The 16,090-nt window shown below is 42.6% G+C and carries 13 protein-coding genes and 1 other annotated feature; of the genes, 9 read left to right on the forward strand and 4 right to left on the reverse strand.

Annotation, left to right across the window (positions count from 1 at the left end; all coding sequences use genetic code 11):
• The 3 genes from IGI92_RS06595 to IGI92_RS06605 all read left to right on the forward strand — a co-directional run bounded on the left by IGI92_RS06595 (position 1) and on the right by IGI92_RS06605 (position 2,294).
• The gene (locus IGI92_RS06595) at positions 1-342 is read left to right on the forward strand and encodes a P-II family nitrogen regulator (protein ID WP_005229830.1); all 342 of its coding nucleotides are present in this window, start codon (positions 1-3) and stop codon (positions 340-342) included.
• A 150-nt stretch (positions 343-492) separates the two neighbouring features.
• Positions 493-1,617, forward strand: a complete 1,125-nt coding sequence (gene dinB / locus IGI92_RS06600) for a DNA polymerase IV (RefSeq protein WP_005236610.1) — start codon at positions 493-495, stop codon at positions 1,615-1,617.
• Positions 1,618-1,637: 20 nt separating this feature from the next.
• Positions 1,638-2,294 carry a DNA alkylation repair protein gene (locus IGI92_RS06605; protein ID WP_430608331.1) on the forward strand — a complete coding sequence of 219 codons (657 nt, stop codon included), beginning with the start codon at positions 1,638-1,640 and terminating at the stop codon, positions 2,292-2,294.
• Between the two features lie 136 nt (positions 2,295-2,430).
• Here the strand turns inward: IGI92_RS06605 and nrdG are convergent, their stop codons facing one another.
• Positions 2,431-3,027, reverse strand: a complete 597-nt coding sequence (gene nrdG / locus IGI92_RS06610; protein WP_005236608.1) for an anaerobic ribonucleoside-triphosphate reductase activating protein — start codon at positions 3,025-3,027, stop codon at positions 2,431-2,433.
• An 80-nt stretch (positions 3,028-3,107) separates the two neighbouring features.
• Entirely contained in the window at positions 3,108-5,303 is a 2,196-nt protein-coding gene (gene nrdD, locus IGI92_RS06615; protein WP_005236607.1) for an anaerobic ribonucleoside-triphosphate reductase, read from the reverse strand.
• Positions 5,304-5,589: 286 nt separating this feature from the next.
• On the opposite strand from nrdD, the gene IGI92_RS06620 reads away from it, so the two are divergent.
• The 6 genes from IGI92_RS06620 to IGI92_RS06645 all read left to right on the forward strand — a co-directional run bounded on the left by IGI92_RS06620 (position 5,590) and on the right by IGI92_RS06645 (position 12,382).
• On the forward strand, positions 5,590-6,354 hold the full coding sequence (locus IGI92_RS06620) for an ABC transporter ATP-binding protein (protein ID WP_005236606.1): 765 nt from the start codon (positions 5,590-5,592) through the stop codon (positions 6,352-6,354).
• Positions 6,344-8,398, forward strand: coding sequence for an FtsX-like permease family protein (locus IGI92_RS06625; RefSeq protein ID WP_005236604.1), 2,055 nt, complete (start codon positions 6,344-6,346; stop codon positions 8,396-8,398). Before IGI92_RS06620 ends, IGI92_RS06625 begins: the two co-directional genes overlap by 11 nt.
• 135 nt (positions 8,399-8,533) lie before the next feature.
• Positions 8,534-9,616, forward strand: coding sequence for a M42 family metallopeptidase (locus IGI92_RS06630; protein WP_008381585.1), 1,083 nt, complete (start codon positions 8,534-8,536; stop codon positions 9,614-9,616).
• A gap of 9 nt (positions 9,617-9,625) precedes the next feature.
• The gene (locus IGI92_RS06635; protein WP_430608333.1) at positions 9,626-10,411 is read left to right on the forward strand and encodes a DUF975 family protein; all 786 of its coding nucleotides are present in this window, start codon (positions 9,626-9,628) and stop codon (positions 10,409-10,411) included.
• A 207-nt stretch (positions 10,412-10,618) separates the two neighbouring features.
• Entirely contained in the window at positions 10,619-11,359 is a 741-nt protein-coding gene (locus IGI92_RS06640; protein WP_005236590.1) for an MBL fold metallo-hydrolase, read from the forward strand.
• An 18-nt stretch (positions 11,360-11,377) separates the two neighbouring features.
• Positions 11,378-12,382 carry a lipoate--protein ligase gene (locus IGI92_RS06645; protein WP_005236575.1) on the forward strand — a complete coding sequence of 335 codons (1,005 nt, stop codon included), beginning with the start codon at positions 11,378-11,380 and terminating at the stop codon, positions 12,380-12,382.
• A 47-nt stretch (positions 12,383-12,429) separates the two neighbouring features.
• On the opposite strand, the gene proS is transcribed toward IGI92_RS06645, so the two are convergent.
• Entirely contained in the window at positions 12,430-13,863 is a 1,434-nt protein-coding gene (proS, locus tag IGI92_RS06650; RefSeq protein WP_016621221.1) for a proline--tRNA ligase, read from the reverse strand.
• A 41-nt stretch (positions 13,864-13,904) separates the two neighbouring features.
• Positions 13,905-14,109 (reverse strand) — a binding site (T-box leader).
• 96 nt (positions 14,110-14,205) lie between these two features.
• Positions 14,206-16,047, reverse strand: a complete 1,842-nt coding sequence (locus IGI92_RS06655; RefSeq protein WP_254907491.1) for a hypothetical protein — start codon at positions 16,045-16,047, stop codon at positions 14,206-14,208.
• Between the last annotated feature and the right edge of the window lie 43 nt (positions 16,048-16,090).

Below are 16,090 nucleotides of genomic sequence, written 5' to 3' on the forward strand. Positions count from 1 at the left end.
ATGAAAAAAGTTGAAGCGATTATTCGCCAAGAAAAATTAGAGGAGCTAAAAGCCGCTTTGGATCAATCGGATCTGATCAGTGGGATGACGGTCAGTCAAGTTCTCGGGTGTGGCAATCAAAAAGGGTTAAAAGAGTTTATTCGTGGCCAAGAAGTGATCACGACTCTTTTACCGAAAGTAAATGTCCGCTTTGTTTTGGCAGATGAAAAAGTCGATGCCGTGATTGAGCTGATTGTATCGATCTGTCGGACAGATGAAGTCGGTGATGGCAAAATATTCGTCTACCCTTTGGAAGAAGCGATTCGGATTCGCACCAATGAACGAGGAGAAGCTGCCTTATAGCAGAACTTCTTGGGTCATGAACCGTGCAGCAAAAGTAGCGAACGTATAGGGAAGGGCCAATGAAAATTGGTCCTTTTTGCGTCTTTGTCTTGATTCCTTGCTTGATAGGGAACTTCTGTTCGTTTATAATAAGAAGCGAGGTGAGCAACGATGTCGGAACTGCAATTTCCCTTAAAAAATGATACGAGCCGCAAAATTATTCATATTGATATGGATGCTTTTTTTGCTTCGGTGGAAGAACGGGATGATCCTGAGCTGGCCAAGCATCCCCTTGTCATTGCCCGTCACCCAAGTGATACCGGCGGCCGAGGAGTGGTCACGACAGCGAATTATCTGGCGCGACAATATGGCATCCATTCGGCAATGAGCGCACAAAAAGCCTACGAGCTTTGTCCGCAAGCGATTTTTAAACCGGGGAATCATCAAAAGTATCGTGAAGTGTCCCAGCAAGTCAGAGAAATTTTTCACCGATACACCGACATCATCGAACCAGTTTCAATTGATGAAGCGTATCTGGACGTCACAGTGAACAAAATCAACTGTCCTTCAGCAATTAAGATCGCTCGTCTGATTCAGCGAGACATCTGGCATGAGACCCATTTGACTTGTTCGGCAGGCGTCAGTTACAACAAGTTTTTGGCAAAATTGTCCTCGGATTATCATAAACCACGAGGGTTAACAGTGGTGATGCCGGATGAGGCAGTGGCCTTTTTACAACAACTACCCATCGATAAATTTCATGGGATCGGGAAGAAAACTGTCCCCAGGATGCATGAGTTAGGCATTTTTACAGGAGCAGATCTATACGCTTGGAGTGAGATGGCGTTGATCCGCGAATTTGGCAAAATGGGGTATTCTTTGTATCGTAAAGTTAGAGGAATCCATGATTCACCAGTCAGTGTGACCAGAGAACGAAAATCAGTCGGTAAGGAGCATACATACGGCAATCCATTAACGAGTGAAGAACAAGTCTTAAGTCAATTACGCGCCATCGCAGAAGAAGTTGAGAGATCACTAAAGCGCACACAGAAACATGGCAAAACAGTCGTGTTGAAAGTCCGTTACAGTGATTACTCTACGATCACTAAACGAGTGACTTTGCCGATTTACGTTCATAAAAAAGAACAGTTATTTTCGGAAGCCAGTCTCATTTGGGAAGAGATTTTAGGTCTTGAAAAAGGCATTCGTCTTTTGGGAATCACCGTCACAAATCTCGATCCTCTGACCTATGAAAATATCGTACTGCCTTTATGGCAAACATCTGACGATCAGTAGACCTAAAAAGGAGGACCAATATGACGATCTATCAAGTATATGAAACGATGATTGCTTTGGCTGATGAAGAACGAAGTGAAAAAATGGCCGCCTATATGCGGCATCAGTTTGAGTTTTTAGGCATCCCTACACCGTTGCGCCGTCAGCAGGAAAAAGCAGCCTTTAAAGTAGCAAAACAAATGAAACGAATCGATTGGGAATTTATCGATCAATGTTGGCAAAGCAGCTATCGGGAACACCAGTACCTTGCGATTGATTATTTAGTGGCGCTGGAGCCCTTTTTATCAGCCGTTGATCTAGCAAAAATTGAACAGTTAGTCATAACGAAATCTTGGTGGGATAGCGTGGACGCACTAAGTGAGGTCGTCAGAAAGCTTATTCGCCGACTGCCAGCGTTAAAGGCTGAGATGCTTCGTTGGAGTCTTGAGGATAATCTTTGGCTACGGCGAATGGCGATTCTTCACCAATTGTTGCAAAAAGAACAGACGGATCGACCATTCCTTGAAGAGATCCTTGTCAACAATTTGGGGAGTTCTGAATTCTTTATCAACAAAGCCATTGGCTGGAGCTTGCGAGACTATGCCAAGACGAATCCTCAGTGGGTCCAAGATTTTCTTCTACGCCATCAAAAAAGTCTGGCGCCTTTGACGGTTCGTGAAGCAAGTAAGTACCTTTAAAAAGCTTGGTCATTGATTTTTATATAACAAAAAAAACACCGTGCATCATCTTTGAAGGAAGATGTGGTGACCCCAAAAGTTCGATTTTTTGGTCTAACTTTTGGGGTCATCTCAAGATGCACGGTGTTTTGAGTCGTTAAATTTGTTTTTTGATTTGTTCGTAACTTGCTTCAGCATCTTTGCACTTTGCCCAGATAACCGCTTTTCCTTGTTCTCGAGATGCAGCAAGATCAATGATTCGTTGATTGCTGCTACCACGAAACTGCAAGTTTAGGTTTCGCTTGCTGAGTTCAAAACGGCCGTCCACCAAAATATCAATTTTGGATAAAAGTTCTAGTTTGTCAGGGGTCTCCAAGAGCAGTTCTTCGTAAGTGTAGCCTGACCAGCTCCAAATGTCCTTGCTATGACCAAATTCGGCGCGAACGCGATCAACAACTTTCAGACAGACCGTCGTGTTCAAGAAAGGTTCGCCGCCTAGGAGGGTCAGTCCTTGAACATAGTCATGTCGCAGATCCTCAATGATTCGATCCTCTAGCTCTTGGGTAAAAGGTGTGCCGTAGCGAAAGTTTTGGACGGCTTTGTTGAAACAGCCTTCACAAGCAAACAGGCAGCCGCTCACATATAAACTATTTCGGATGCCTTCACCGTCCACAAAGTTGAAGGCTTTGTAATCAGCGATATAATTTTGACTGTACTCGTTTGCTTTCCATTCTTGGGGCTTAGGATTTCTCATAAGAAAACTTCTTTCTATTGTGAATTACAGGGGTTGTTCGATAAAAGGAGTGTAGAAGAAATCTAACACTCCTTTTATGATTATTCTTGCAAATGTTTGACCCGAGCAGAGATTTCTTTGTGACGACCGTTGACCATCGGGCGAGCTTGAGGATTTCCAAGATACCCGCAGGTTCTTTTGACAACATCACAACTTTTTGGATCGTGATTGCCACATTGTGGACATTCAAAGCCTCGTTCGGTTGGATTAAAGTCTCCTTCATATCCGCACTCGTAACAGTGGTCGATAGGGGTATTTGTTCCAAGATAAGCGACCCGATCATATGCGTAATCCCAAACTGCTTCTAACGCTTTTGGATTTTGCTGCAAGACTGGATATTCACAGTAATGAATAAAGCCACCAGAACAGTATTTTGGATAGTCCTTTTCAAAATCAAGTTTCTCAAATGGTGTCGGATTTTTCCGCACATCATAGTGGAAGCTATTGGTATAATATTCTTTGTCGGTAATATTTTCAACTTCACCGAATTTTTCGGTATCTAAGCGACAGAAACGATCGGTCAAGCTTTCACTAGGGGTCGAGTACACACTGAAATGATAGCCGTATTCATCGCCCCAGGCATCGGCATGAGCTTTCAATTCTTTCACGATCGCCATCGTAAAGGCCTTTGCTTCTGGGTCTTGTTCCCAAGTTCCACCGTAAAAAGCCGAAGCAGCTTCGTATAAACCAATGTAACCAAGCGAAACAGTGGCACGTTTGTTTTTGAATAATTCGTTGACATTGTCTTTGCGATCCAAACGTTCACCGAAAGCCCCATACATATAAAGGATCGGCGCATTGGCGGGACTCGCTTCTTTACAGCGTTCCACTCGATAGACAAGGGCATCTTTAACGATTTGCAGACGGTCCTCCAGCAGTGACCAGAATTTTTCTTGATCGCCATTTGCTTCTAAGGCGATCCGTGGAATATTCAATGTCACGACACCTAGATTCATCCGACCGACATTGATTTCTTCACCACGTTCGTTTTTCCAGCCTTGCAAGAAAGAACGACAGCCCATCGGCACTTTAAAGCTGCCAGTCAATTCAACCAATTTATCATAATTCAAAATATCCGGATACATCCGTTTAGTGGCACATTCTAAAGCCAGTTCTTTAATATCATAGTTCGGATCGGTAGGTGCCAAGTTGACCCCACGGCGAATACTAAAAATCAATTTCGGGAAAATAGCAGTACGCTTTTCACTGCCTAACCCGTTGATGCGAATTTGGAGAATCGCTCGTTGAATTTCCCGTTCGAACCAGTTGGTTCCTAAACCAAAGCCAAGGGAAGTGAACGGCGTTTGTCCGTTAGAGGTGAATAACGTATTGATTTCGTATTCTAGACTTTGCATTGCATCGTAGATATCTTTGCGGGTTTTGCTCTTCGCGTAAGCTTCCCGACGTTCGGGTGTCTCAATCCATTCTTCGGCATCTTTTAAATGTTTTTGGTAATTCAACTCAGCAAAAGGAGCCAATAATTCATCTGTTCGATCAGCAGAACAGCCACCATATTGACTCGATGCTACATTTGCAATGATTTGTGAGATTTGAGCGGTGGCCGTTTGGATCGATTTTGGCGATTCCACTTCGGCGTTCCCAATTTTAAACCCATTATTTAGCATGCCTTTAAAATCGATTAGGCAGCAGTTAGTCATTGGGGTATATGGATGATAATCCAAGTCATGGTAATGAATGTCGCCTTTTTGGTGGGCATTTGCCACGTGAGGAGGCAGCATTTTCAAACCAATCGATTTTCCTACGATCCCAGCGGTCAAATCACGTTGTGTGTTGAACACGTTACTATCCTTATTGGCATTTTCATTGACGACCGATTGATCTTTATTCATCAATTTATTGATCGTAAAGTTGATGTCTGTTGCTTTGCTGCGTTCGAAATCACGATGGGTCCGGTAGTTGATATATTCTTCAGCCAAGGCATACTCGTTCTTTGCTAACAAGATATGCTCGACGATATTTTGGATCTCATAGATTTTTACATTTGTACGAAAACGTTCCGCGATCTCGTGATCGACACTGTCAACGATCTCGGTGATTTTTTCGTGGTCGATGGGAGAAAGCTCACCGTTGATTTTTCTCAGGGCTTTCACTAACGCATCATAAATTTTTTGATCATCAAAATCGACAAGCCGTCCATCACGTTTTACGATTTTTAACTGACGCAAAGCGGACTGTCTTTCCAACCCTTGCTCAGGATTTCTCTTAATGTTCATCATTTCTACCACTCCTTATCTTCCACAATATAATAAAACAAATTGTAGAAATGAGCAACTATATATAGTAGTCGAAAAGGGTTTGTGTTTTGGATATACACAATATATGGTGTATATTCATTTAGGTGTTTCCGAGAAAACTTGATAAGATTAAGGATTTGGTTGTTCCATGTTTCACATAATGAATAAAAACTTTTTTAAATTTATTTTTTCTCTGTTTTGAAGCAGAAGTATTCAATGATAAAGTATGCTACCATAAGGAGAGAATTTTTTTAAAGGAGGGTTCTGTGTGAAAAATATGATCGATGTGAAGCATCTGACAAAAAGTTACGGCACCCGTTTCAATCAAACCAAAGTATTAGATAACCTTTCTTTTGCAGTGGATCAAGGAGAATTTGTTGGGGTCATGGGGCCAAGCGGTGCTGGGAAAACGACCTTGATGAATCTTTTGTCTTCAATCATGCGACCTAGCTTAGGCTCGATCTATATCGATGGCAAAGACATTACCCGAATGTCGGAAAAAGCCCTCAGCGATTTTCGCCGTCAGCAGATTGGCTTCATCTTTCAAGATTTTAATCTTTTAGAGACATTGACAGCCAGAGACAATATTTTGCTGCCTTTAGCGATTGATCGCTTGCCCGTGAAGGAAACCCAAGTACGTATCGAGGAGACGGCCAATTTGTTAGGGATCGAACACTTGTTGGATCGCTACCCAGAAGAATTGTCTGTAGGGCAAAAACAAAGGGTCGCTGCTGCTCGGGCGATCATCAGTCGTCCGGCGGTCCTTTTTGCTGATGAACCCACGGGAGCCCTTGATTCAAAAGCGGCAACAGAATTGTTACGGTATTTAGCGCAAATCAATCAACAAGAAAAAACGACGATCTTGATGGTCACCCACGATCCTTTTACCGCCAGCTACTGCAATCGGATTCTGTTCATTCGCGATGGTGTCTTCTTTGCGGAAGTTGTCAAAAAAGGCAGCCGTCAGGAATTTTTCGAAAAAATCATCGATATGCAGGCTACGATTGGAGGCGGTCCGCGCCATGTTGTTTAAAATCGGCTGGCGGAGTTTTTTGCGGCAGTTTCGCAATTATATGGTGTATTTTATTTGTATGATGACCGCCGTGATGATTTTTTATTCCTTTAACGCCTTGATGAATGATCGTCTGCTGAATCAACGGGTCCAGCAAGACATCCGCATTGAAGGGGTTTTAGGATTCGGCAGCAGTGTGGTTGCCTTTGTCGTCTTGTTTTTTATGCTGAGTGCCAATCATTTTTTTCTTAGTCAGCGACAAAAAGAAATCAGTGTTTACCAGCTTTTGGGGTTGCGGCAAGGTCGTCTTGCTTGGCTGTTGCTACGGGAAACGTTTTTACTAAATTTTTTCTCTCTAGTGACCGGTATCTTTATGGGAATTATTTTTTCAAAATTCTTCTCAATGATTTTGATTCGGGCGATGGGCCTAAATTTGACCAGTCATTTCTTTAATTCACCGCAATCGATTTTTTCGACGGTCTTTGTCTTTATCGCCGCAATGATTATATTGAGTATTCAAGTGATCCTTTTTGTTTGGCGTACCCCAATGAGTGAATTGATCAAGACCGAATACCGCTTACCGATCAAAAAAATGAAAATGACTCCGTTTCGTACATTGATGGGGGTCCTAGGTCTGATTTTACTTGGGGTAGGGTATTATCTGTCATTGACCCTAAGGGAAACATGGACCAACTATATCACGTATACGCAAGATTTTTCAGCGATTCTATGGATCCCTTTACTGATTCTATTTTGCTGTATAACGGCAACCTATCTCTTTTTTGATTGTTCCTTGCCAGCACTGTTGTATTTTTTGAGTAAACCAAAAAAACGCCTTATCAAAGGGGCGAAGTTGATTGCTTACAATAACGTGCGTGCTTACTTGCAAAGGACGTGGAAAAGCTACGCCCTTTTGACGATTATCACTGCAATCGCGATTTCATTGATAGGGGGAACAATGGGGGTCATCTCTTTGAATTACCAAGCAACGAACCGTATCTATCCAACTTCCTTTCAGGTGTCAGGAGAGCAGGCAGGGGCCTTGCGTACCCTTTTAGAAAAGTCGGATGTGCCAATTACAGCGGAACAAGCAATTCCCTACAAAATGACCAATATGACGGTGCAGACACGCTACCTAGGAGAGTTGCAAGATGAAAGTGTCGAAAATATGATGGTGAATCTGGTGGCACTTTCGGATTATCAGCGTCTGCGAAAACTGGTTCCGGGTGCTCCTGAGATTCGACTGAGTACTGATAAGCAAGCTGTACTTTTTGACAGTCAATACGACGTAACTCGCTCATTTATCACATATCGCGATGAAGTCAAAGTCGGCAGTCAGCATAATTTTAAACTCATTCAAGCCGAACAAGATTATTTTGGTGATAGTGCTTTACGCTATTCTTTACCCAATGTCCTTGTCATTCAAGATGAGGCGTACCAACAAATCAAAGGATTCACCTATACCATTGCTTATTTACAGACCGAAAAGGTGCAAACAGACGCGCTGACACAGTTGTTGGATGAAGAGCTGCCAATCGAGTGGGCGCATCCATTGACCTATGAATTTAGCGACGACCAAAAAAACGTACGCTTTTATCCAGAGACCGCTCGGGATTCAAGTAGTGATAGTGGTCAGACGACCGCATATCGGCTAACGTTAGCCAATCGCTTTACAACAATGCGCGGGGTGCGACGACAAGCAGGAATCATTTTGTTCGTATCGCTATTTGTTGGGGTGATCGTTTTGATCACCACGTCTAGTAGTTTGATCGTTCGGCAATTTTCTAACACGGAGCGGGAAAAGTACAATTACCGACTATTGACAAAATTAGGCTACACCCGTAATGAAGTGCGCAAGTTGGTGTACTGGCAAAACATTTGGATTTTTATGCCTGGCACCTTATTGGCGATTTTGCATGCGGTATTTGCCATCAATACTTTCACACAGATCATCGATAGTCCCGGGTATTGGGTTGCTCATTTGTTTGCAGCAGTGGCAGCAGTCGTCTATCTGTTTGCCTATTTGATTACCGTCAAGCTGTGTCTGCGGATTATTGAAACTTGATCTATTTATACGATAAAACGATTCTAGGAAACTAGGATCGTTTTTTTTCGTTTAACCAATCTTTTTGTATTTCCCTCTGGCACCAGATTAAGAGAATGGTATAATCATAATCAATGAGACAAAGGAGGAAGCAAGATGGAGAAAAAAGAAGAACAGCTTTTAATAGACCTAACGACTGCACGTGGGGTTCCTGGGAATGAGGAGGAAGTGCGTGAAGTCTTTAAAGAATATGCCAAAGACTTTGCTGAAGATATCTTTTTTGATGGTTTAGGAAGTGTCATTGCCAAACATGTTGGTGATGGCGGCGGTCCGAAAATTTTTATTTCGGGACATATGGATGAAGTCGGCTTTATGGTAACAAAAATCACAGAAAAAGGCTTTATTGAATTTCAAACCCTTGGGGGCTGGTGGGGGCAAGTGATGCTGGCACAGCAAGTGGAGATCAAAACCAATGAAGGCAAAGTGATCCACGGTGTCGTCGGCTCAAAACCACCCCATGTGTTGAGTCCAGAGACTCGAAACAAACCTTACGATATCAAAGATATGTTCATCGATATTGGCGCGTCAAGCGAAGAGGAAGCCAAAGGCTGGGGCATCCGTCCTGGAGACATGATCACCCCTTATATCCAATACAAACGGATGAACGACAGCAAATTTTTGCTAGCAAAAGCTTGGGACAATCGAATCGGTACGGCGGTATCACTGCGGGTATTAGAAACCTTGGCAGCAGAAGGACATCCAAACTGCTTGTTTGCCGGCAGTGACGTGATGGAAGAAGTTGGCCTAAGAGGTGCGCGAACAAGCACTCATTTAGTGAATCCTGATATCGCTATCGCCCTAGATACTGGTACTGCTGGGGACACACCTGGAATGACGCCAAAAGAAGCGGATTCTGTGTTAGGGAAAGGCCCACAAGTCTTGATTTTCGATGCTTCCATGATTCCTCACAAGAAATTATTGAATTTTGTGATCGATGTCGCCGAAGAGATGGAAATTCCTTTCCAATATACCGTGATCACTGGTGGAGGAACCGATGCTGGTCAAATGCATTTGACTCGTGATGGGGTCCCTTCGATCGCTATTACCGTGCCCGTTCGTTACCTGCATTCTCATACTTCTGTCATTCATGAGGATGACTACTTCAATACAGTCAAGCTTGTAACGGAAGTGGTTCGCCGCTTAGACGATAAAACCGTTAAAGCATTGCGCAGTTATTAAGGTGAGCTTATGAGATCAAACACAATGATTCGTGAGACGGCTAAAAACTCCTTGCGCGGATTCTGGGGAATGTTCGTCTTAAGTATTTTAGCGACGGTTGCCGTACAAGCGGTGGTCAGCTCGCTTTTTAGTAGTATTGGGACTTCTTTTGGTGCAAACAATGCAGAGAGCTGGATCGATCTGATCTTGGACAATTTTGTCTTCTTTGCGTTTTCGGTAGCATTGAGTATTATGGCACTCTATCTAGTTCGTGGCAGAGGAATCCAGGTGGCGGATATTTTTCTAGTCTTTGATAAGCGTCTGTATGTACCGTTTTTGCTATTAAATTTAGTGAGCGCGCTTTTAAATTATCTTTTGAGTTTTGCGATTTTCTTGCCGCAGTTTGTCTTATCAGGACTCAATCAGTATTTGGACTTGGTATTCAATTTTAATCGGGGAATCTCTGTTGATGTGGCTATGTTTAATGGTTCGGTCGCTTTTGTGATTGGGACCTTTCTCTCCATCATTTTGTTCTTCTTTTTGTCACAAGTCGTTACTGGTGTGATCCAATTAGCAATCTATCTGCGCTATGATCAACCGGAATTAGGGGTTCTTCAGTCTATCAAAGTAGCCTTTGCTCTCTTACGGCCGCATCTGGGGCAATACATTTGGCTGCAGTTATCACTGATTGGTTGGTTTATTCTGGGTTTCTTGGCGCTTTTGATCGGGATGTTGTGGGCAAACGCCTATGCGTATGCGGTCAACGCAGCATTCTATGAAGAATTGATCAATGAACAACGAGCGCTGATCAGATAAGCAAAAAAAGACGACGTACCATTGGAATGGTTCCTTAAGGATAGAGTTGAACACTCATTCAAGGGATTCATCAATAGACGTCGTTTTTTTCTGATTTTCTTGATCCTTTTTCGCAAAAAAATTGGTCGGATTTTAGTCAAATCAGCTGAGATGTGATAGCATAAAAGAAGTAGAAAATCAGCTGGAGCCAAAGAGGAGGAAACACATGTGAAAATAACTGTCTTAGGTTGTTTAGGTGCCTATCCGTATAATGGTGAAGGGACTACTGGCTATTTAGTAGAGTCAGATGGCTTTCATTTGCTGCTTGATGCGGGAAGTACCACCTTGGTCCAATTAGAAAAGATCCTTGATCCCTTAGACTTAGATGCAGTGATTTTGACACATTACCATCACGATCATATTGCGGATCTGGGGGTATTACAATACTATTGGCAATTATATCCCGAAAACGAAGAACGGCAGGTTTTGCCGATCTACGGTCATGGGGAGGACAGGGTTCATTTTGAAAGTCTGACGATGCCGGGAGTGACCCAAGGATTTGATTACCTTCAGTCTGAGTCGTTGGAATTGGGCCCTTTCACCATTACCTTTATGAAAACGATCCATCCAGTCACTTGCTATGCCATGCGATTTGTTGAGAAAAGCACGGGCAAGGTCTTTGTTTTTACTGGAGACTCTGGCTATTTAGAATCTTTCGTTCCGTTTGCTGAAGGGGCTGACTTATTCTTGGCAGATACCTATCTTTTTGCAGGAAATGAGCGGCACAAGGCTCATTTTACTTCAAAAGAAGCAGGGGAGATCGCCCATGCAGCGCAGGTGAAAAAATTAATGTTGACGCATTTGCCGCAACATGGTGACTTAGAACAGTTACGAGAAGAGGCTGCACTAGCTGCCAATGGAATCCCTGTTGAGTTGGCGGCTGTTCAAAAAATAGTAGAAATCATCTAATTAGGAGGAACAAATAGTATGCTTTTTGTACCGAATGAACTGAACGACCCACGCATCAATTTAGCCATCGAGATTTTTCTTCTTCAAGAAATGAAAGTGGATGAACCCATCTTACTTTTTTACATTAATGAACCATCGATTATCATTGGACGCAATCAAAATACGATCGAAGAGATCAATAAGGAATATGTGGATGAACATGGGATTCATGTCGTTCGTCGTTTCAGCGGCGGCGGTGCAGTCTATCATGATTTCGGAAACTTGAATTTCAGCTTTATTATGCCTGACGATGGCAATTCTTTCAGAGATTTTGAAAAACTGACCAAACCAATCGTCCAAGCCTTGCATGAGATGGGGGTTGAAGGGGCGCAACTAAAAGGGCGCAACGATCTTGTGATCAATGACATGAAGTTTTCTGGGAATGCGATGTACGCAACGAATGGCCGGATGTTTGCTCATGGGACGATCATGTTTGACAGTGACATCAATGAAGTGGTCAACGCCTTGAAAGTCCGCAAAGACAAAATCGAATCAAAAGGCATCAAATCGATCCGCTCAAGAGTGACAAACATCAAACCATTCTTGCCAAAAGAGAAGCAAGACATGACGACTGAAGAGTTCCGTCAAGAAATCTTATTGAAGATTTTTGGTGTCGATTCCGTGGAAGAAGTCAAAACCTATGAACTGACTGAAGAGGATTGGGTCAAGATCAATGAGATTTCCGATAAGTATTATCGCAACTGGGATTGGAATTACGGTAAATCTCCAGCTTTTGATATTGAACGCCGTCATCGCTTCCCAATCGGCTCCATCGAAGTTCGTTTGAATGTGGCAGAAGGAAAAATCACGGATGCCAAAATCTTTGGCGACTTTTTCGGACTAGGGGACATTGCAGATGTCGAACAAGCCCTGATCGGAACTCGTTATGCCAAGGAAGATTTGGCACAAGTCATCGCCAACATTGATGTTAAAAAATATTTTGGCAACATCACGCCTGAAGATTTTCTTTCATTGATTTATTAATCAAAAAACGAAGCAGCCTTTTCAATCTGGCTGCTTCGTTTTTTCTATTAGTATGCGCGGGCGATCCAAACGGTATGCTTGGCAGGTTTGCCACTGACGATATCGACTGTTTTTTCCATTGGTGCTTCAAACGGAATGTTTCGGGTAGTAAAGCCGGTTTCTTCTTTGATTTTCGCTTCCGTTTCTTCCGAGCCGTCCCAACCGATCAAAACAAAGCCAGTCACTTTGTCTTCTTGTTTGCACGTTTCGATATGGGCTTTTAGTTCATCCAATGTATCGATGTTGGTGTACTCATTATCTTTGTTACGTTCCTTCGCAGCTGCCAATAAGCGTGGGGTCATTGCTTGCAGTTCTTGATCAACGAAGGCTTCCAAGTGCTCAAGGGCGACTGTTTGCTTGTCAGCCAAGTCGCGGACTTTGACCATCACTTTGCCAGCTTCTAAATCTCTTGGGCCACATTCGATTCGCAAGCAAGCGCCTTTTAGTTCCCATTCATTGAACTTATAGCCAGGTGAGTTATCAGAATCATCCAATCGAACACGAATGCCCTTGGCTTTAAAGTTGGCATACAGTTCTTCTAATTTTTCTAAGATGGCTGGATTCTTTTTCCATGGACCGACTGGTAACAACACAACTTGGGTTGGTGCAATGGTTGGTGGGAAAACTAACCCATTTTCATCGCCATGGGTCATGATCAAGGCCCCCAACAAGCGGGTAGAGACACCCCAAGAGGTTGTGTGGGCATGGACATGCTTGTTTTCTTTCGTTAAATACGTAATATCAAATGCTTCAGCAAATTTTGTCCCCATGTAGTGGCTGGTTCCTGCTTGGACTGCTTTGCCGTCTTTCATCATCGCTTCGATCGAATAAGTATCAACTGCTCCAGCAAAACGCTCAGAAGGGGTTTTTTGTCCGCGATAAACAGGGATCGCTAGGAATTCTTCGCAAAGGCGGGCATATTCATCCAAGATTTTCATGGTGCGTTGACGTGCATCTTCTTCGTTTTCATGAGCGGTATGGCCTTCTTGCCATAAAAACTCTGAGGTACGCAAGAAAGGCAATGTTTTCTTTTCCCAACGAAAGACGTTTGCCCATTGATTGATTTCATAAGGCAGGTCACGGTAGGAGTTGATCCAATCAGAAAAGGCAGAGCCGATCATGGTTTCTGAGGTTGGACGCAAGGCCAAAGGTTCTTCCAATTTTTCATTGCCGACTTCTGTGACCCATGGCAATTCAGGCGCAAAACCTTCAATATGATCGGCTTCTTTCATAAAGAAATTTTGCGGAATCAGCATTGGGAAGTACGCATTACGAATGCCCTCTTTTTTCAAGAATCGATTGAACTCTTCTTGGATATGCTCCCAAAGTTCGAAGCCGTCAGGACGGAAAATAATGGAGCCTTTCACTGGGGAGTAAGCCATCAATTCGGCTTTTTGGATCGTTTGGATATACCATTCTGTAAAATCATTTTTTTGTGTCATTCTTTTTCCTCCTTAAAAAAATAAAAAAGCATCTCGTCCTAAAAAAGGACGAAATGCTTGGATTTCGCGGTACCACCTTTGTTGATTATCTATCGGGATAATCCAACTCGTAAAGGATAAGGCCTTTCCACCGACCGTTTTGCGGTCATTGCCATTGGGTAGGTTCATTTTATCAGTGGGTGTCGATTTTTCAGCTGCCATCGACTCTCTAAGACCATCATAAAACTACTATTCCAATGCTTGTTGCTGTTCTTTATCATGCTAAAGCGAAAAAGCGAAAAAAGCAAGAGTTTTTTCGCTTTTTCTTAAAATCGCTCCTTTAAAACTAATGTAGCAAGACGGTCAGTCGAAAGACAGCGGATCTATTTTCGCCCTAAGTGTCAAATGCAAGAGGTGAAGCCCGTCAGTTTCTTCAATCCGGATACTTCCTTGGTAGGCTAAACAAAGTTGTTCTAGCATTTGCATGTCAGCCTGCATCGCCTGTCGTTTGGTTTCATTGTTCTGTAGTTTTTCTGCTTCTTCATTTGAGAGAAGCGGCATTTGGCAGTCGATATGCAACTGGCCCTTCGTGTCATTCACCCTCAACGCGAGTCTTCGCTTTTGAGGATCAGTGACCGCACAAGTGTATCGGATGGCGTACTCTAGGCAATGAGCGATCAAGGATAGACGATCATTTTCCGCCAATTGTTCCAGTGGTTCTATGATGCCATCACAGGCAAAGGTGATCCTTTTTTGAGCAGCTGTGTGTTTATAATTAGCAAGCAGCATCGTCGTGAGTGATTCTTTTTCAACGGAAGGACTCGTTAACTGCTGCTTGATCTGTTCTTCAATCTCACTAAGGCCTTCATAGGCCGCTGCCAACTGCTGATCTTCTAACATATCCTTGACGGTATGGGTTCTTTGTTTGATGGTTCGTAAAACTTGCTGCCATTTTAACGTTTGTTCAGGGCTGATCGCTTGTTGGTTCTCATATAAACGCACTTTGATGTCTGCCGTATCGATCTGCTTATTTTTACCCTCGCTGGCAAAAAAGAGTTCAAGGAAGCCGTAGCAAGTAAAAATGATAATTAATAAGAAAAAGATGATCGAACGCCAATTGATATCAGATTGTGGCAAAACTAAAATATCCTGAATATACAAGAAACAATGACCAATAGCCGCAATCACGATCCAAGGCGCACAAATGACATAAAAAGGATTTTTTTTCAATGCTTCATAAATTGCTGCAAAAGAAGTAACGAAGGTACTGGTAATATTCAACAAGAACATATAATTCATGATGACGGGCAAACTTTGTGCTTGGAAAAGTGCGAAAAGTATCGCTAACAGACCGAATGAATAGTGGAAGTATAACCATTTCTGGTAGTACTTGCGAATAAAATGCATATTCGTGCAGTAAAAGCCGATCAAAAACATTGGTGTAATAATAGAAAGAATATTTAACATTACAGAGTTGACGATTGGGGGAAACAGTAGTCCACCAAGCATATCGCTGAAGCCCGCTTCCAAGCCTGCTGTTAAGGCAAAGCCGCTGAATAAGAGAGAAGATATTTTCAGCCTTCGTTGATTGATAAAAGAAACTAAGATATAAAATAAATTGATGATACAAATAAAACCAGTAAATAAAAGAATGTAAATATTTAAAATTGACAGACTGAAGACATAGCCGATCAGTGCATTTGCAGGGCCAAAAAAGACTTCTGCTGGGAAGCCAGAATAGGTGTCAAAAGGACTAGTCACGTATATTTTCAAGGTTTTACCAACATAATCCTCAGGCAAGGTGATAAAAGACAATGTTTTGCCTGGATGATTGAGAGTCAGTGGATCATTGGGCTCATCGTTGGTGTAAATTTCTTGGTCATCGAGATAGACAGTCATGTGTTGATGATCGCCAATTAGTAACATTGTAGGGTATTTATAATCGTTGGTCATTTTTCGCTTCATCACAAAACGATCATTCGCTTTTACACTAGGTAAATGTTTCACATAACGGCTAATAAAAGTAGATTCGGGATTGTCCTCAGCATAGAAAATCCAGTCTTCCTTTTTCTCCACTGCATGGATATCAGAAGTTGGGAATAAAAAAAGAACGAGAAAAAAGACAATACTTCCCAGTAAAAATAGGACCAGAAGGATGAAGGGAATCCAACGCTTTAAAAAAAACTTGTTATTTAAAAAAGGCATACTTTTTCTCCTCTGTTTTTTAATCGCCTTTAGCATAATATAA

The sequence above is a fragment of the Enterococcus sp. DIV2379 genome (genome assembly GCF_050542965.1).
Taxonomy (GTDB): Bacteria; Bacillota; Bacilli; order Lactobacillales; family Enterococcaceae; genus Enterococcus_D; species Enterococcus_D entomosocium.